Origin of the sequence: Kribbella sp. NPDC048928 (genome assembly GCF_043197975.1) — a bacterium.
Lineage (GTDB): Bacteria > Actinomycetota > Actinomycetes > Propionibacteriales > Kribbellaceae > Kribbella.
Genome location: NZ_JBICUC010000007.1, coordinates 376,939 through 393,781, shown reverse-complemented (window position 1 = coordinate 393,781; position 16,843 = coordinate 376,939). Strand labels below are relative to the sequence as shown.

The window sequence follows — 16,843 nt, the reverse complement described above, 5'->3', positions numbered from 1 at the left end:
CATCCTCCATGGATTGAGAGCCTCCATCAGACCCGGGGCGATTCAACCGGCTCCTGCACACCGCCGCCCGCATCACCCACGGCCAGCGCCGCACCTACCTGCGCCTGGCCCAGCACTGGAAATGGGCCCGAGACCTGGCCACCGCGTTCCAACGACTCACCCAGATCCCGCACCCGCTACACACCTGAACCCCGAACAACCCTGCCCGCCCACAAACCGAAGGACAACGGAACAACCGGCAAGCCGGCCGATCCCTCACGCCCCGACACCCGCCCGGCCATCAGCCCGAACCCCCGCTCAACCTCAACGGCTAACGAAAGACCGAGGCTAACGCCGGCGGGCGTGGTAGGCCGACACGGAGATCCGCTGGAGATGTGGATTTGATGTGCGTGATTGGACCGCTGTCGAACCGAAGAGCATAGGCCAGCGCAGCTGGCGTGCTGTCCCATGTGTTCCACTGTCCTAACGCTGCGTGACCTCGGAAGACGCCTGGGACAGGCTCGGGTGAGCGGTATCCCAGGCGTTCGCGCGGCGAGGTCGGTCGCGACTGAGTCATGGGTTCGGCGACGTGGGGTTACGCCGACGCGACACTAGTCGGTTGCCCGATCTAGCCTCGCAGCGTGGACTATTTCAAGCATGACGTCGTTCAGTCTCTGGCCACCCTCCGCGACGCCGTATCGCGGATACGCGCTGACATCGCGGAAGGGCCCGTCCGTTGGAAGGATGATGAGGTCGGCACAGCACAAGAGCACTGGGCGAGCTGGGCCCTCCAATCAGCTCGGCGCGCCTCCCGCGCCATTAGCGTGCTGGATCATCCGGCCCGACACGTCCTCATGACGGCTGATGAAGTAGCCGAGGTTGATGCCGTCCGTCACGAGGTGGCCGAGGCGAGCGCTCGGTTGACAGGCAGCGGCGCTCGTCTGCTGCCCGGGGACTTGCCGCCAACGTAGGCCCGGCGCAGCTCTCGGGAGAATGAGGCGGGACAGTGACGGTAGGGATCAGCCCGATTCGTGGCCTTCTTGCGGCCGAATCATCTCGTTGAGTGCATCGGCCAACTGGGGTGTATCTGATGATCCTCGCCATGTCACTGCTCCGATCCGCTCGCTTTCGGGCTTAGACAGTCGCAGGAACTGCATGGTGCGCTCCGGAACTTCCGCATTGGTGATCATTAGCCTCGCGTTCACGGGGAAAAACGACGTGCGCGCCCGCAGGTCGCGTATCCGTCGAGAGATGTGCTCTGCAGCGGTCGTAGACGCAATATATCTGATCTCGACCGCGATCGACTGGCCGCCATCCGTCGTTTCGACGATGAAGTTCCGTTCCGGCGTTCCCTCCGGAGAGCTCAGGATTGTCCCCTTGGGCAAGTTGGCTAGGATTTCGTTGATTACTGCGACTTCATAATCTCTGCCGCTCTGAAAGTTGCCCAGAACCTCTTCCACTGCCCGCTTCGTAGTGCGGGCTAGCGGCACATCCGTCTCCTCGAGGACCTCGGCGGCGGCAACTCGCAAATTGTCTGGCGCAGACTCGTCCGTTACGATTTGCTTCGCTAAGGCGAGTTCATTATCACCGATCTTGACGCGGGTGAGCGTCTGGCCCGTAATCCCGACATATGTCAACGCGGCGCCGATTACAACTAGTGCTGGGATTCCGATCGAGTTGGTTCCATCAAGGAACGATCCGACTGCGCCAGCTCCCAGAGTGAGCACACCAAGCACAATTGACGTCCTGCGCTGGCCCTTGGACAGTGGCCTCGATGGAAGCTCGCTCTCCTTGCGCGCCGGATCACTCTCCGCCACGAACCCTCCCTTAAAGTCCGCTGGTTAACGGATGGCACATCGCTCCTTCGCCAGCGCTTGTTACACGGTAGGACACAACCGAGGTCGGCGAGGGGCCAACTGTCCAAGCGATCCGCTCCGGGGGTTCACTCGGGTTGCCTGCTGCTCGGGCACCATGCGGAGAGTGGCGGCAACACCAGGGGCGTTGGTGAGGTCCGGCCGTGGTGTGCTGTCCCCACCGCGACCGTCCGGCCGGCCAGCTCCCGAGATGGTCCATGAGATACCCCGTGGATTTGGACGGGAACCACCAGGAACTATCGAGGACGGACGGCATGCATGAACGCGCATACATGCAGGTCAACGGCCAGAGCGTGCACGCCTGGCTGCGGGGTTACGAAGATGAGTGTCTGGCCGGGGTGGCGGCCCGGTCGCGGCGACCGTCGTCGTCTCCTCACCAGATGGACGCCGCGGTCGAGCGCAGATCCTGGAGTTGCGCCGGGTGGGCATGGTCCGTCAAAACGGGGCATGCCCAAACTTCTCCGCCCAGAACCAGTGGAGTGATCACGGCACCGCTGACCACAATCGCTTGCAACACTCCGGCCGCGTGGCCGCCGGCCAAGAGCTGCAGCGGTACGACGACCGCCACGGCCCAGGAGATGTACAGCCCCGAGACCGTTAGCACTGACAGTGCGCGGGCCTTCTCGACAACGCCGATCTCGAAGCTGGTCAGCCCGTGCTCGCGGAGCCAGTGGCCAGAGTCGCTACTGCGGTGCATGGCCTTGGCGACGACGACCACCGCAGCGATCGAGTGAGTGACGACGGCTGTGATAGAGATCGTGCCGCTCCACGCGTCGAACCTTACGAGCGAATGGAGTAGGGAACCGCACGCCAGACACAGGATCAGCCCGATGACGCACAGATAGCGCAGGGCTGAACCCCGCGTAAGTGCTAGGCGCCAATCCGCGACGTCTGGAGACCTCGCACTGTCGTAGTCGGCAAGGACCGCCGCCACGAGCGGCCACAGGAAGGATACGAGCACGGCTAGTAGGGCGGCGGTAGTGATCGCTGCTGCGATGCCGCTCACCGTCGCTGTCACGACCTCGATGTCCGGCGACAAACGCGTCTCCTTCCAGCCCGGTTGTTGGTACCGGCAGAATCATGTTCGTGGAAGATCTTCGGAAGCCCAGGCGGCTCGGGCCGCTCGGCGAAACGGTTCAGAAGCTGTACTTGTTGTCCGGGAACGAGTGCGCGTTTCCGGGTTGCCGGCAGCCGATCATCTCGGACAACGGGACTGTCGTCGCGCAGATCGTGCACATCGAGGCCGCGATGCCTGGTGGCGAACGGTATAACGCCTCGATGGCCGAGGAGGACCGGCGCGCCTTTGAGAACCTCATGGTGCTCTGCTATCCACATCACAAGATGACCGACGATGTTGACGAGTATCCAGTCGATCGGATGCGGCAGATCAAGCGGGATCACGAGCGGAGGTACCTTAACGGGCTCGATCGGCTGGTCAATAGCGTCCGCGACTGGACCGACGACAACAGGATCACGCCCCCGAAGAATCTCGGTGCTTTCCTCCGACACAACGGTCTGGCTCTGACCGCAGACGAGCTCGCCGCCGAACTGGCGGCCGTCATGGAGTTCGCGGAGCTGCTGCGTGGCCTCACCCACCCGGCACGCCAGACGCTGATGCTCATCCTCACCCGAGGGCGACTGTTGTCGAGGATCCGTGAAGGCGGCGAGTACGGCGTACTTCTTCAGGAGCTCGAGGACGCAAGTGCGATGACGCCGTCCGAGGTACTTGCACGAGTTGGGCAACTCGAGGACCGCGATCTCGTGTGGACAGAGTACGAGGAGCCGGACGTGTACGGGTTCAACGGGCAGTTCGTTGTTGCGTCTACGCGTCGGCGCCCGCTGCATCCAGCCTGGGATACTCTGAGCGGCTACTGCGATGCCAATGGGATCGAACTGCGGAGCATCGTGGAAGATCTCCGCTTCGACCTCCTCGATGACAGCTAGGTGTGGTCTGGTGGCACTCGCCGAGACTGCTTGCTCGGGAGGTCACGTCGCGGCCTTGGCAGATGGCGCTGGTCGCGCTCCGAACCTCTTGCCCTGCTGACGCCATCGCTCCACCTTGTTTCGCCTGCTACCGCAAGTCCCGCGACCGGCGAATATGTTTGCAGCCAACCGGTGGATCCCGACAGTCTTGAGTTGTCCGCCTTTACTCAGCAAAATGAACGGGCGACGCTGGCTGAGCATGATCACCGATGAGAAGGCTGGCGCTGCGTATCCGCCAGTCACGGGTCAATTTGGTAATTGATGACAAACGATAAGTGCATTCTTGCCAGTTTCCGCGGGTTGTGGGTTCGGAGATCAGCGGGCCTGGTGTTTTCCTAGGTCAGCGCAGGTCGGCGTCTGGGTCGCGGTCTTCAGGGCTGCATTTACTCCGCCGATATGCGTAGTTGGGCTGGACTCGCGCGGCTGAGCGGGCTCTGCTGGGGCTGTGGGTGGTTGCGGGGTGGTGGGCTGTTAGGTGGTTGGTTGGCCTGTTTGGGTGGTTAGTTGCCAGGTGGTGGTTGTGCCGGCTGGGAGGACTTGGTGGGTTCCTGAGTTGATGCCCTCGGTTACCGAGAGGGGATGGCCGGTGCAGGGTTCCAGGACCAGGACGTTCAGGCCTCGCCAGCCGCCGGCGTAGGAGGCGAAGAGCCAGCAGGAAGGGAGGTCGGCGGGGTTCCAGGAGAGGCGGAGTCCGGTCTGGGCGGTGGGATGGCGGACTTCGCAGAGGCCGTCGTTGAGGGTGGTGGCCAGTAGGAACTCTGAGATGCCCCGGTGGGTTGTGTCCGGCATAGTTCGTAGGTCGTGGTCGACGCCTTTTGCTCGCAATCGGGGCCAGGTGAAGGTGTTGGAGTGCGGACGGGCTCTGGGGTTGCCGAACTCGTGCAGGAAGACGTCGCCTGCGGCCATGTCAATGATTGTGTCCGGGTGGAGTACGACTGCGACGTGGGTTTTCCAGAGGTACGGCTGGTCGATTCGGCCAGTGTTGGTGATGCGGTAGTCGGTGACCAGTTCCGGCGCGTTGCCGAGGGTTAGTCGTTTGACCACTTCTGTTCCGGTGATCGAGCCACGGACTGTCAGCTCGATCCAGGCCTGGTCGGGCGTGGACCCGGCGGTCCAGGTCCACGGTACGGCCCACAGTTCACCGTGATCCGGCATCGGTTCACCTGCTAGTTCCTCCGGCATGTCGTTGGGGTAGAGCTCGTCCCAGCCACCGAGGAACTGGTCGTCGTAGCTTGACCCGAAGGCCGCCGGCCGGAGCGGGACGCGGTCGTTGCGCCAGAGGAGCTCGCAGTCGGCTTGCTTGTCGACGATGCTGATGATCTTGCCGCCGAGGCCCGGGAGGACGACGACGCGGGTTGCCGAGTTCTCCAGGATCACCGCCTGCTGGCCGGCCAGGGACCACTCGGTCGACAGGCGTGGGCTAGTCGACACGGAGTTTCGCCATCACATCGAGATCGATCTCGACACCGAGCCCGGGCTGCTCGAGCGGAACCTTGACGAAGCCGTCGGCGAAAGCGATCTCGCGCCGGACCAGGTCGCGCGCGATCGGCGAGGTCGACACCGTGTGCTCGATCAGTCCGCCGTTCGGGATGGCTGCCGCGAAATGGGTCGAGGCGGCGACCAGAACGCCGCTCTTGAAGGCGTGCGGAACGAGTCGCCGGTGCCGGGTGTGCGCCAGCCAGGCCAGCCTCCGTCCGGCCGTCAGCCCGCCGCAGCGTGCCAGGTCGGGCTGGATCAGGTCCAGCTCGCCTTCGTCGATCAGCGTTTCGAAGGCGGCGTAGCTGCTCTCCTGTTCACCGCCGGCGATGGTGAGCGACGTCCGGCGCGAGAGTTCGCGATACCCAGTGATGTTGTCGGGGGCAACGGGTTCCTCGAGCCAGGCGATGCCGTAGTCCGAGTACATTGCCGCCATCCGTAGCGCGGTCTTCGTGTCCCAGACCTGGCCCGCGTCGATCATCACGTCGACGTCGTCACCGACGGCGCGCCGGATCTGCTTGATCAACTCCTCGTTCAGCGCCAGGTCCTGCCCGATCGGACCCCAGCCGAACTTCATCGCCCGATAGCCCTGGTTGGCGTGCGCTGCGGCAGCCTTCGCGGCCAGGGCCGGCGTGTCAGGCATGACGAGACTCGCGTACGCCGTGAGCCTGTCGACGCGAGCACCACCGAGCAGTCTGGCGACCGGCAGCCCGAGCACCTTCCCGGCCAAATCCCACAACGCGATGTCGACACCGCTGATGGCGTGCATCGTCGGACCACCAGCGAAATATCGACTGCCTTCCACCATGGCGTGCCAGGTGGCGTCGATGTCCAGGGGATTGCGACCGAGCAGGATCGACCGCAGGCCACGGGCGATCAGGTGCGACGGTTCGGCCTCGACGACCGCCTTCGCGACCAGCGGCGCCGAGTCGACCTCACCGACTCCCACGGTGCCGTCGCTCGCGGTCACGAAGATCAGCAACGTGTCCTGCGTCCCGTCGCACCGCTCCGCGTCGATCGAGGACAGCCGTAAGTGCACAGCTTCGACGTCGGTGATGGTCAGGTCCTGGCCCGCTGTCGTGGTGGTCATTCGGCCTCCGGTACCGGTTCTGGAGCGTTCAGCACCGCACTGCCGAGCTCTTCGGTGACGATCTCGCGGATCCGCGGCAACCAGGAGACGAGATCCTGCGGCGTGGTCCTGCTGACCACCGCACTGATGCTGATCGCACCGGTCGGCCGGTTCGGAGAGTCGAGGAACAGCGGAAACGCGATGCAGTTGATGCCGATGTCGTTCTCTTGCAGATCGAGGATGTAGCCGTTGCTGCGGCCTTCGGTGAAGGCGTCGTGCAGCGCCTCGGGCGTCCGCAGGGTGTGCGGTGTCCGGGCTTCGAGCGGGCCGTACTGGGCGATGTACCGATCGACGCCGGCCAGATCGGTGAGCTCATGCATCAGCAGCGCCTTGCCGAGACCGGTACGGTACGCCGGGTTGGAGCCGCCTATCACCGAACTCATCTGGAACGTCGGCCGGCTGGGCGAAACCTTTGCCTGATAGATGATGTCGCCGTCGACCAGTACGCCATAGTGCGTGGTCTCACCGGTCTCCTCCGCGAGCCGCCGCAGCAGCGGTCCGACGGTGAGGCTCGGCGCCCGCGCCTCGTGGTAGCCGAAGACGAGCCGCATCAGGTCGAAGCCGAGGTGGTAGGCGCCCTCCGCGTCCTGCCGGGCGAACCCGGACTGAACGAGGGCGCCGAGAGCACGGTGCGCGCTGGACTTCGGGGCGTCGAGCGCCGCCGCGACTTCCCCCAGCCGTGACCCGCCAGGGTGCTCCGCCAGGTGCCGCAGCACCGCGAGCACCCGCGCTGAACCGGTGAGCGCGCTCGCCCCGCCGACCTGCCCCACATCTGTTGCCATCGTCCCCCTACCTTCGCAAATGCGTTGGTGCCGAACGGTTGACGGCGCCCCACGCTGTGCTCCTACTATGCCAGAAGTCCCACTGACAGGAACAGCGTTCCGATAATTGGAACGAGGGAGTCTATGACACAACAAGGTGTCGCGGTCCGTCCGGTCGCTGACGAGCCGGCTGCGCGAAAGAGATCGCCCCGTCGCGGCCTCACCATGACGCGGCGGCAGGCGCTGTGGTGCTACGTGTTCATCGCGCCCGCCGTGCTGGGATTGCTGCTGTTCTCCCTGGGGCCGATGCTGGCTTCGCTGGGGCTGAGCTTCACCTCGTACGACATGCTCACGAATCCGGTGTGGATCGGGGGCCAGAACTACAGCGCGCTGGTCGCGGATCCGGTGTTCCGCAAGGCTCTCAGCGTCACGCTGATCTACGGCGTGGTGAGCGTCCCGGCCACCATGATCCTCGCGCTCGTACTGGCCATCATGCTCAACTCCAAGCTGCCGGCGCTGAAGTTCTTCCGTTCCGCGTACTACCTGCCCAGTGTGATCAGCGGTGTCGCGGTCGCGATGGTGTGGAAGTGGATGTTCAACGGCGAGTACGGGCTGATCAACTCCGCGCTGGCGAAGATCGGCATCGACGGTCCGTCCTGGTTGACCGACGAGCGGTGGGCCTTACGGGCGCTGATCTTCATGAGTTTGTGGGGGTTCGGCGGAACGATGCTGATCTACCTCGCCGGGCTGCAGGGCGTGCCGAAGGAGCTGTACGAGGCCGCCCGGGTCGACGGCGCCTCGACGTTCCGGCAGCACCTGCACGTGACCGTACCGATGCTGTCGTCGGTCACGTTCTTCAACCTGATCATGGGCATCATCAACAGCCTGCAGGTGTTCGCAGAGCCGTTCGTGCTGACCCAGGGCGGTCCGAACAACTCCACTTTGCTGCTGTCGGTGTACCTGTACCAGAACGCCTTCCAGTACCTCAAGATGGGCTACGCCTCCGCGATCGCGTGGGTCGCCTTCGCGATCATCCTGGTGCTCACTCTGCTGGTCTTCCGGTCGATGCCGATGTGGGTCCACACCGAGACGGAGGATGAGCGATGAACACCCGGACCCGCCTGCCGGTCGGGACCTGGATCCGGCTGATCCTGCTGTCGGTCGGCTGCTTCGCGGTGCTGATGCCGGTCGCCTGGATGGTGCTGACGTCGCTCAAGGCGCCGAACCAGGTGTTCGTGGCACCGCCGATCTGGCTCTTCAAGCCGCAGTGGCACAACTACGTCGAGGTCTTCCAGCTGGTTCCGTTCCAGCGCTACATCCTCAACACCGCGACGATCGTCGCCCTGGTAGTCCTGGGCACGCTGCTCAGTTGCTCGTTCAGTGCGTACGGTTTCGCCCGGCTGCGGGCACCCGGGCGCAACGCGATCTTCCTGACCCTGATGGCGACGCTGATGCTGCCGACCACGGTCACCCTGGTTCCGACGTACATCGTGTTCAACCGGATCGGCTGGCTGAACACCTTCAAGCCGCTGATCCTGCCGGCGTTCTTCGGGTCCGCGTTCTTCGTCTTCCTGTTCCGTCAGTTCTTCATGGGCATCCCCAGGGAGCTGGAGGAGGCGGCCCGGATCGACGGCGCCGGCTACCTGCGGATCTGGTGGACGATCTTCCTGCCGCTCAGCTGGCCGGTGATCGCGACCGTCTCGGTCTTCACGTTCATCGGCACCTACAACGACTTCTTCGGCCCGGTGATCTACCTGTCCGACGAGTCGAAATACACCATCGCCGTCGCGCTGTCGTACTTCAGCGGCTCGCCCCGGATCGGGCCGCAGATGCACCTCACCATGGCCGCGACCACGATCGCCGCGCTCCCGTCGATCCTGGTCTTCCTGCTGGCCCAGCGCTACTTCATCCGGGGCATCGCCGTCAGCGGCGTGAACAAGTAGCCCGCCGTCACACGAAGGAGACGATCCATGCCGAACGACATCAGCCGGCGGACCCTGCTGGGCGGCCTGACCGCAGCCGGCGCCGCCGCCCTTACCGGTTGCTCCGGCGATGGGAGCGGCGGGCAAGCTGCCGCTCCGGCCCCGACCGGCACCGCCTTGGTCGGCAAGACCAACTTGGAGATCTACGCCTGGACCAACGGGCCGACGATCGACGCGAACTTCCGCAAGCGGGTCACGCTGTTCAACAAGGAGTTCGCCGGCAAGTACACCGCCAAGATCAACTTCCTGCCGTACGACCAGTACTGGCAGAAGGTGCAACTCCAGTACGCCGCTCACAAGCCCTTCGACATCTACTACTGGGACGTGCAGGCGTACGCGCACTACAAGAAGAATCTGGTGTTCGACGAGCAGCCGGTCATCAACACCACGCCGATGGTCGACGCCAACGCATACCCGACCAAGTTGTACGACCCTTGGAAGTTCGACGGTAAGAACCTGTTCTGTGTGCCGGAGAACATCCAGTCGATGGCCATGTTCTACAACAAGACCCACTTCGACCAGGCCGGGCTCGACTACCCGGACGGGACCTGGACGTGGGACAAGGTGATCGAGACCGCTCCGAAGCTGCAGAAGTCTGCCGGTGGCAAGGTGACGCGGTGGGGTCTCGACATCGGTGCCCTGGGCATCTGGTGGGGCATCCAGTCGCTGGCGTGGGCGGCGGGCTCGTCGTTCGTCGACAAGCCGCTGGAACCGACGAAGTTCCAGATGACCGATCAGAAGGTGGTCGAGTCGATGCGCTACGTCCAGGACATGATGTGGAGCAAGCACATTGCGCCGCGACCGGACGAGCGGGCCGGCGTCGCCCAGAACAACGGCGGTTTCGCGTCCGGCGCCTACTCGATGGTCGCCGACGGAACCTGGAACATCGCGTCCTTCGCCCAGATGAAGGACAAGTGGGCGATGGCGCCGCTGCCGAAGTACCAGGGCAGCAACAGCGTGGCACCGTACTGGCTCGGCGGGTGGGTGATTCCCCGGCAGTCGGCCGCGCTGTCCGCGGCGCAGGCCTTCGCGACCTGGAGCGCCACGAAGTTCCAGCCGCAGATGGCGAAGGACCACGACTGGATCCCGTTGCAGAACGCCGCCCGCCAGTCCCAGGACATGCTGAAGGGGATGCCGGACGGCTTCGAGGCGGCGATGAAGAACCTGCAGAACGCGCGAATCGGCGACATCTACACCGCGAACATGCAGCAAATCTTCAATGAGGTGTACGGCAAGAACTTCGACCTACTGCTGAACAACAAACTCACACCGGAGGATGCAGCTCAGAAGATGCAGGACGCCGCCACCAAACTGCTCGGCTGAGGAGCATCATGCAGGCGCTGGTACTCAGCGACATCCGGCAGTTCGACCTCGTCACGCTCGACGACCCGGTACCCGGACCGGGTGAGGTCCGGATCGCCGTCACGCAGTCAGGTATCTGCGGGTCCGAGCTCGGTGGGTTCCTCGGCATGGACGGCCTGCGGGCGCCGGGGCTGGTCTTCGGGCACGAGTTCGTCGGCGCGATCGATCTGTACGGACCGGGCGTACCCGCCGAGCAACGGTTGCCGTTGGGAGCGTTGGTCACCGCGAACCCGCTCCGATCCTGCCGAACCTGCCCGATCTGCGCGGCAGGGCACGGAAACGTGTGTCCGCAACGGCAGTTGCTCGGGGGGCATGTCAACGGCAGCAACGCCGGTCTGGTCGTTGTGCCGGCGACTGCGGTGCATCGGGTCGACCATCTGGCCGATCCCAGCTCCAGCGTGTTCGCCGAACCGACCGCCTGTGCGCTACGTGCCGTAGGGCGTACCCGGATCGCGGCCGGCGAGTCTGCGCTGGTACTCGGCGCCGGGCCGATCGGTCTGCTTCTGCTCGAGGTACTGCGGGCTCGAGGTGTGGAACAGCTGTTCTTCACCGAACGCGTCGAAGGGCGCGCCGCCGCGGCCGAAGCCGGCGGTGCGACGCGGCTCAGCGATGACCCGGTCGAACTCGTGCACCAGATGAAGGAATTCACCCGTGGTCTGGGTGCCGACGCAGTGTTCGACGCAGTCGGCAGCGCGGACACCCGGACGGCGGCATGCCTGGCCACGCGGCCCGGTGGAGGTGTCTGCTTCGTCGGGCTGCACTCAGCCGACGGCATGCTGCCACTGCGGGACCTGATCCGTCGCGAGATCGCCTGCACCACCAGCTTCGCGTACAGCCCGGAGGAGTTCGCCGGGGCCGTCGAGCTGCTCGGCCGCGGCGAGCTGGTGTTCCGCGGCGAGGTGGTCCGCGCCGGCCTCGCGGACGGTCAGCACTGGTACGAGGAACTGATCAAGGGCCATCCAGCCGGCAAGGTCGTACTGCAACCGAGCAACTGAGGGACGTCATCGTGATCGAGACACCGGTACTTACGCCTGCCCTGACCGGGGCCGAGGTTCAAGCGACCCGCCGGCATCCGAACGCGGTCACCTACGCGGTGACCGTCTCGGCCGCCGGCGAGTGGGATCCCTGGATCGGATCCATACTGTTGCCGCAGGCAACGTCGATCGACGGGTTCACCAGCAGTTGGGGGCTTGAGTTCCAGCCGGTCAGGTTGCCGGTCGACGAGCCGGCCCAGATCGAGGTCACCGCGGGTCGCTCCACCCAGGGCGCCGTACCGTGGCTGGCGATCGAGTCCGGGTCCGGCGTGTACGTCGTGACCCTGCACTGGAGCGGAAACTGGCGACTCGGCAGTACACCAGCAGTCGGCGGCGGCGTACGGATCGATCTCGGCCTGCACCCTGCCGGGCAGCGGATCCTTGTCGGCGAAGGCGAAACCTTCACCCTGCCCGAGGTGAGCATCGCCTGGGGTGAGACCCGGGCCTCGGCAGCCGCGGCCCTGGCGGGGCACCTCGCCGAGCAGGTCCCGCACGGCCCACCAATGCTGACCGAGTGGAACCACTGGTGGCCCTACGAGGATGCCGACATCACCGAGGATGTGTTCCTGGCCAACGCGACCGTCGCCGCGGAACTCGGACTCGAGGTCGCGCTCCTGGATGCAGGCTGGTTCGGACGTCCCGAGGCTGACAGCGATTGGTACGCCGAACGTGGAGACTGGCACCGGGTCAACACAGCCCGCTTTCCGCACGGGCTGGCGTGGCTCGCGGACCAAACCCGCGCCTGTGGCATCGAGTTCGGCATCTGGATCGAGGCAGAAGCGGTCGGCCTGCGAGCGTCCATCGCAGCCGAGCGGCCGGAGCTGCTCGCCACCGACGATGCCGGCGCCGGACTCGGCTACGTCTGCCTCGGTTCACCGGCCGGGCGAGAGCATCTGTACGCGACCGTGTCCGGGCTCATTGATGCCACCCGGGCGCGTTGGATCAAGTGGGACTTCAATCTGGATCCTGGGGCCGGCTGTACCCGCACGGACCACGGACATGCTGCCGAGGACGGCCTGCTGCGGCATTATCTCGGCTTGTATGACGTACTGGACCAGTTGCGCGCGGCCTATCCGGACACCGTGCTGGAGGCATGTGCTTCCGGCGGACTGCGCATCGACGCTGGATTGGCCGCCCATGTCGACGCGTTCTTCCTCTCGGACCCGGACTGGACCGAACATCACCTGGCCTGTCTGTGGGGTGCGGCTCAGCTGCTACCGCCTCGACAGTTGCTGCACTGGCCGCAAAGCGAGTGGCGCGGTGAGCACCGGTTCCAGAAGGTCGACTACTCGGGCACGTTGATCACGCCGGCCCAGTTCGACACCAAGATCCGGGCCGCGCTCCTGCATCGGTTCGGTCTGTCTGTCCGGCTCACCGAGATGAGGCCGGATCTGCGGCAGCGACTCGCTGAGCACGTGCAGGGTTATCGGTCGGTGATCAGGCCGATGGTCGAATCCGGCGTACTGATTCCGTTGTCCGAGCAGCCGTTACGTGAGGAGAAGGGCTGGCGTCAGCCCGCTTTCCAGCTGACTTCGGACGACCGTCACCTCTTGGCCGCGTTCCGGCTGCCGCCGGCGGGGGAGTGGGACCCGGTCCAGCCTGTCGGACTGGATCCCATCGCGATGTACTCGGTGCAGGAACTGGATGGTGCCGAGTTGCGGCGGCTGGAGCGCCGGACCGGCAAAGATCTTGCGGAGAGCGGGCTGGTGGCCCGCGGAGAGACGTCGGTCCTGTGGTTGCTGCGCCGGGAAGATTGAGCTCAGCCGGGGTACGGGTAGCAGCGTGCGGTGGCGCCGCCGTCGACCGTGATCGACTCCCCGTTGACGAAGCTCGCCTCGTCGGAGAGCAGGAAGGCGACGACGCGCGCGATCTCGACCGGTTCGATGAGGCGTCGGATCGGATGCAGATCGGCGTACTCGTCGAGCAGGGCGCCGGGATCGTCGGCCGCATCGAGGAAGGACTGGGTCAACGGCGTCATCACGGCTCCGGGCCGGACCGCGTTGCAGCGGATCCCGCGAGCCGCTTCCTCCACCGCGAGTTGCCGTGTCATCGCGTCGATCCCGCCTTTCGTCGCCGCGTACACGAACGACTCAGGGAAGCCGGCCAGCGAGTGGATGCTCGACATGTTCACGATCGAGCCGCCGGAGCCGCCGAGCGCTTCCGTAGCGACCGCGCAGCCGAGCATCGTCCCGATCAGATTGACCTGAACGATCGCCTGCAGGTCCGCTTCGTCGAGCGTCCGTGCAGTGGTCGGCCGCTCGATCCCCGCGTTGTTGACCCAGCCGGCCAGGAGTCCTGTCTCGCCCGCCGCCTGCCTGGCGCGTTCGTGATCGGCGCGGCGGGTGACGTCGCCGGTGACGCCCACGAAGGCGGCCCCCAGTTCTTGGCGCAGGCGTTCCAGCCCCTGCCCGTCCCGGTCCAGTCCGGCTACTGCCCAGCCACGATCGACCAGCAGGCGGGCGATGGCCTCGCCGATCCCGTTGGCCGCTCCGGTCACTACCACTGCGTTGTTCACGGGCCCCACCATATTCGCGCCATCACCATCGGAGGTTGTTGCTGACCATGGCCACTGTCATGACACCCGTGACCGATCCAGTCATCACTCTGGTCGAAGGGAGCTGTTTCGCGATCTCCGCCACGACCGGCGACATGCGAGCGGACAGCGTCGACGGCCTGTACTGCGACGACACTCGCATCGTCTCCGGGTGGCGGCTGCTCGTCGACGGGCGTCCGCCGCAACCTCTCTCGGCTCAGCTGGATGCGCCGTACCAGGCCACCTTCCTCGGCCGTCGGGACGGCGACGGTGGTTCGCTACTGGTGGAGCGGCATCGCCTTGTCGGGGACGGGATGCGCGAGGATCTGATCCTGCGGAATCTCGGCACCCAGGACATCACCTGTCGCGTGGCTGTCGAACTGACCGTCGACTTCGCCGACCTGTTCTCCGTCAAGGACAGCAAACCCCTTCCGCTCGGCGAGGTGCAGTGGACGCTCGAGGGTGACTCGCTGCTGGCCGAGGCCGAAGCGTCGGGCCGGCAGCGCGGTTTAAGGCTCCGTCTGGACGGTTTGATCGCGACCGCACCCAGGACAGTTGCCGGCGACCTGCTGGTTCCTGCCGGTGGACAGTGGCGGGGCACGATGGAGGTGCTTCCGCTCGTCGATCACGAGGAGTCGAAGCCAACGTACCCGCGAGGCGAACCGGTGGAAAGCAGCATGCCGGCGACCCGGCTGCGGGAGTGGCAAGAGTCGAGTCCCGTCGTGGAACTCCCCGGCCTGCGGTTCGATGGGGTGGTGGACCGCAGCATCCAGGACATCGGGTCGCTGCGGATCCGGACCGCTGCCCCCAACGGCCGTGTCAACGAGATCGTTGCAGCGGGCGCTCCGTGGTTCATGACACTGTTCGGACGGGACTCGTTGCTCACGGCATGGATGGCGTTGCCGATCGATCAGCAGCTCGCACTGTCGACGCTGCGGGCGCTCGCCGCCCTGCAGGGCCATGAGGTCAACCCGTCGACGGAAGAAGAGCCCGGGCGGATCCTGCACGAAGTGCGGCACGGAGCGTCCTTCCCGCTCAGCCCGGGCAGCGGCGTGTACTACGGCACCGCCGATGCGACTCCGCTGTTCTGCATGCTCGTCGGCGAACTCCATCGCTGGGGAGTTCCGAAGGAACAGCTGGCACCGCTGATACCGCACGTCGACCGGGCCCTGACCTGGATCCTCGACTACGGCGACCGCGACAGCGACGGGTTCGTGGAGTACCAGCGCACGACGGACAGAGGTCTGCAGAACCAAGGCTGGAAAGACTCGCACGACTCGATCTCCTTCGCCGATGGGACCCTCGCCGAGGGGCCGATCGCGCTGGCCGAGGTACAGGCCTATGTGTACGGCGCCTTCCGCGCGCGCAGCGAACTCGCTGCCACCTTCGACCCGCCCGCCGTCGCCCGTGAATGGGCCGATCGTGCGGACATGCTGCGGCGACGCTTCCACGACGCGTTCTGGTTGCCGTCCGACGGGTACTACGCGCTGGCACTGGACGGCCGCAAGCGTCCTGTAGATGCGCTGGCGTCGAACATGGGGCATGCCCTCTGGACGGGATTGGTTGATCCCCGGTACGCCGCCCGAGTCGCCGAACACCTGGTCTCCCCGGAGTTGTTCTCCGGTTGGGGGATCCGTACGCTGTCTCGCTCGATGACCCGGTACGACCCGGTCAGCTACCACAACGGCTCGGTCTGGCCGCACGACACGGCGATCTGCGTCGCCGGCCTGGCCCGGTACGGGCTCGTCGAGGACGCCGTACGGGTCTCGAGTGCACTCCTCGAGGCGGCTGTGGCGTTCGGCGACCGGTTACCGGAGCTGTTCTGCGGGTTCGATCGGACGGAGTTCGGGAATCCGGTGCCGTATCCGACGTCCTGTTCTCCTCAGGCTTGGGCGGCTGCGGCGCCGTTCCTGCTGGTGCGGTCAGTTCTCGGCCTCGAACCCGACATTCCCGCGGGCAGGGTCTACGTCGACCCGCCGACCGAGCCCAGTGACCTCACCGGAATCGGCATCCGCCGCCTGCCACTCGCCGGGCGGCGCATCACCGTCAGCCGCCACACAGGCGAGGGCCTTGACGGCCTGGATCTGATCCGCACGCGCCGATTCGCGACCGGCGGCCTTCGGCTCCCCAATGAGCCGTGCGGCGCCGCCTGATTTGTGCCCTTCGCCCCCCAACGACACCGACTCGAATACATAGCAGCCTGGGCCACCTCGGACGTGCGGTGGGGCGCTGGCTCAGGGTGCAGCAGAGGCGCATCTGATGCATGTGCGTGCCGTGAGCCTCGCCTCAAGCCGAGCCTTCGCGACCGGCCGTCCGCAGCTCTCACAGATCCCGTAGGTGCCGGCCGACAACCGCTCGATCGCCGCCCCGACCTCTGCCAAGTGACGCTGGATCTGCAGCACGAGCGCCGCGACCTGCGACCTCTCGAACGCGATCGTCGCACCCTCAGGATCATGCTCGTCGTCAGCGTTGGCGTCCCGGGCAGCCGCGACCACCTCGTTGAAGTCACCGCTCAGGCCCGAGAGCCGTTGGAGCGCCTGCTGTCGTTCCGCCTCGAGCAGTTCGCGAACCCCATCCATCCCTCAATGCTGACACGCTCACCTCCAGGAAGCCGGACTTACGCCGGGCAAGGCTCGGTTGAGCATCGGCGGATCTGGCGGACAGTTGCGACGTCAGAGCAGCGCGGGTAACAGGTAGCTGGGCTTACCGGACTAGTACTTCTGGCCAGGG

15 protein-coding genes are annotated in these 16,843 nt (G+C 65.6%); 8 read left to right on the top strand and 7 right to left on the bottom strand.

Features of this window, described 5'->3' with window-relative positions:
- The first annotated feature begins 620 nt into the window (after nt 1-620).
- Entirely contained in the window at nt 621-950 is a 330-nt protein-coding gene (locus ACGFI6_RS30135; RefSeq protein WP_393124463.1) for a hypothetical protein, read from the top strand.
- A 48-nt stretch (nt 951-998) separates the two neighbouring features.
- Here the strand turns inward: ACGFI6_RS30135 and ACGFI6_RS30130 are convergent, their stop codons facing one another.
- The gene (locus ACGFI6_RS30130) at nt 999-1,796 is read right to left on the bottom strand and encodes a hypothetical protein (protein WP_393124462.1); all 798 of its coding nucleotides are present in this window, start codon (nt 1,794-1,796) and stop codon (nt 999-1,001) included.
- Nucleotides 1,797-2,226: 430 nt separating this feature from the next.
- Nucleotides 2,227-2,892 carry a hypothetical protein gene (locus tag ACGFI6_RS30125; protein WP_393124460.1) on the bottom strand — a complete coding sequence of 222 codons (666 nt, stop codon included), beginning with the start codon at nt 2,890-2,892 and terminating at the stop codon, nt 2,227-2,229.
- A 47-nt stretch (nt 2,893-2,939) separates the two neighbouring features.
- Here ACGFI6_RS30125 and ACGFI6_RS30120 point away from each other — a divergent pair, with 47 nt between their 5' ends.
- Complete coding sequence (locus tag ACGFI6_RS30120) at nt 2,940-3,797, top strand: hypothetical protein (RefSeq protein ID WP_393124458.1); 858 nt, start codon at nt 2,940-2,942, stop codon at nt 3,795-3,797.
- A gap of 510 nt (nt 3,798-4,307) precedes the next feature.
- Here the strand turns inward: ACGFI6_RS30120 and ACGFI6_RS30115 are convergent.
- From ACGFI6_RS30115 to ACGFI6_RS30105, 3 genes are read right to left on the bottom strand one after another with little or no spacing between them, the layout of a single operon-like run.
- Nucleotides 4,308-5,267 carry a hypothetical protein gene (locus tag ACGFI6_RS30115; protein WP_393124456.1) on the bottom strand — a complete coding sequence of 320 codons (960 nt, stop codon included), beginning with the start codon at nt 5,265-5,267 and terminating at the stop codon, nt 4,308-4,310.
- Nucleotides 5,257-6,402: a mandelate racemase/muconate lactonizing enzyme family protein gene (locus tag ACGFI6_RS30110; protein ID WP_393124454.1), complete on the bottom strand. Its 1,146-nt coding sequence runs from the start codon at nt 6,400-6,402 to the stop codon at nt 5,257-5,259. The genes ACGFI6_RS30115 and ACGFI6_RS30110 overlap by 11 nt, the downstream gene beginning before the upstream one ends.
- The gene (locus ACGFI6_RS30105; RefSeq protein WP_393124452.1) at nt 6,399-7,223 is read right to left on the bottom strand and encodes an IclR family transcriptional regulator; all 825 of its coding nucleotides are present in this window, start codon (nt 7,221-7,223) and stop codon (nt 6,399-6,401) included. Before ACGFI6_RS30105 ends, ACGFI6_RS30110 begins: the two co-directional genes overlap by 4 nt.
- A gap of 123 nt (nt 7,224-7,346) precedes the next feature.
- Here ACGFI6_RS30105 and ACGFI6_RS30100 point away from each other — a divergent pair, with 123 nt between their 5' ends.
- The 5 genes from ACGFI6_RS30100 to ACGFI6_RS30080 are packed head-to-tail and all read left to right on the top strand — an operon-like array spanning nt 7,347 to nt 13,337.
- Nucleotides 7,347-8,309: a carbohydrate ABC transporter permease gene (locus ACGFI6_RS30100; RefSeq protein ID WP_393124450.1), complete on the top strand. Its 963-nt coding sequence runs from the start codon at nt 7,347-7,349 to the stop codon at nt 8,307-8,309.
- Nucleotides 8,306-9,145, top strand: coding sequence for a carbohydrate ABC transporter permease (locus tag ACGFI6_RS30095; RefSeq protein ID WP_393124448.1), 840 nt, complete (start codon nt 8,306-8,308; stop codon nt 9,143-9,145). Before ACGFI6_RS30100 ends, ACGFI6_RS30095 begins: the two co-directional genes overlap by 4 nt.
- Before the next feature lie 27 nt (nt 9,146-9,172).
- Entirely contained in the window at nt 9,173-10,507 is a 1,335-nt protein-coding gene (locus ACGFI6_RS30090) for an ABC transporter substrate-binding protein (RefSeq protein ID WP_393124446.1), read from the top strand.
- Nucleotides 10,508-10,515: 8 nt separating this feature from the next.
- Nucleotides 10,516-11,541 carry a zinc-binding dehydrogenase gene (locus ACGFI6_RS30085; RefSeq protein ID WP_393124444.1) on the top strand — a complete coding sequence of 342 codons (1,026 nt, stop codon included), beginning with the start codon at nt 10,516-10,518 and terminating at the stop codon, nt 11,539-11,541.
- An 11-nt stretch (nt 11,542-11,552) separates the two neighbouring features.
- Entirely contained in the window at nt 11,553-13,337 is a 1,785-nt protein-coding gene (locus ACGFI6_RS30080) for an alpha-galactosidase (RefSeq protein WP_393124442.1), read from the top strand.
- A gap of 2 nt (nt 13,338-13,339) precedes the next feature.
- On the opposite strand, the gene ACGFI6_RS30075 is transcribed toward ACGFI6_RS30080, so the two are convergent.
- Nucleotides 13,340-14,095 (bottom strand): SDR family NAD(P)-dependent oxidoreductase, encoded by a 756-nt coding sequence (locus ACGFI6_RS30075; RefSeq protein ID WP_393124441.1) that lies wholly within the window; start codon nt 14,093-14,095, stop codon nt 13,340-13,342.
- A 68-nt stretch (nt 14,096-14,163) separates the two neighbouring features.
- Between ACGFI6_RS30075 and ACGFI6_RS30070 the strand changes: the two genes are divergently transcribed.
- Complete coding sequence (locus tag ACGFI6_RS30070) at nt 14,164-16,266, top strand: glycogen debranching N-terminal domain-containing protein (RefSeq protein ID WP_393124439.1); 2,103 nt, start codon at nt 14,164-14,166, stop codon at nt 16,264-16,266.
- A gap of 81 nt (nt 16,267-16,347) precedes the next feature.
- Here ACGFI6_RS30070 and ACGFI6_RS30065 read toward each other — a convergent pair whose 3' ends face one another.
- The gene (locus ACGFI6_RS30065; RefSeq protein ID WP_393124437.1) at nt 16,348-16,692 is read right to left on the bottom strand and encodes a TraR/DksA family transcriptional regulator; all 345 of its coding nucleotides are present in this window, start codon (nt 16,690-16,692) and stop codon (nt 16,348-16,350) included.
- Nucleotides 16,693-16,843: the final 151 nt, after the last annotated feature.

Excerpts from the sequence above, each read along its gene's own strand:
- ACGFI6_RS30110 (WP_393124454.1), bottom strand. The coding sequence starts at position 6,402 with ATGACCACCACGACAGCGGGCCAGGACCTGACCATCACCGACGTCGAA.
- ACGFI6_RS30105 (WP_393124452.1), bottom strand. The coding sequence starts at position 7,223 with ATGGCAACAGATGTGGGGCAGGTCGGCGGGGCGAGCGCGCTCACCGGT.
- ACGFI6_RS30100 (WP_393124450.1), top strand. The coding sequence starts at position 7,347 with ATGACACAACAAGGTGTCGCGGTCCGTCCGGTCGCTGACGAGCCGGCT.
- ACGFI6_RS30095 (WP_393124448.1), top strand. The coding sequence starts at position 8,306 with ATGAACACCCGGACCCGCCTGCCGGTCGGGACCTGGATCCGGCTGATC.
- ACGFI6_RS30090 (WP_393124446.1), top strand. The coding sequence starts at position 9,173 with ATGCCGAACGACATCAGCCGGCGGACCCTGCTGGGCGGCCTGACCGCA.
- ACGFI6_RS30085 (WP_393124444.1), top strand. The coding sequence starts at position 10,516 with ATGCAGGCGCTGGTACTCAGCGACATCCGGCAGTTCGACCTCGTCACG.
- ACGFI6_RS30065 (WP_393124437.1), bottom strand. The coding sequence starts at position 16,692 with ATGGATGGGGTTCGCGAACTGCTCGAGGCGGAACGACAGCAGGCGCTC.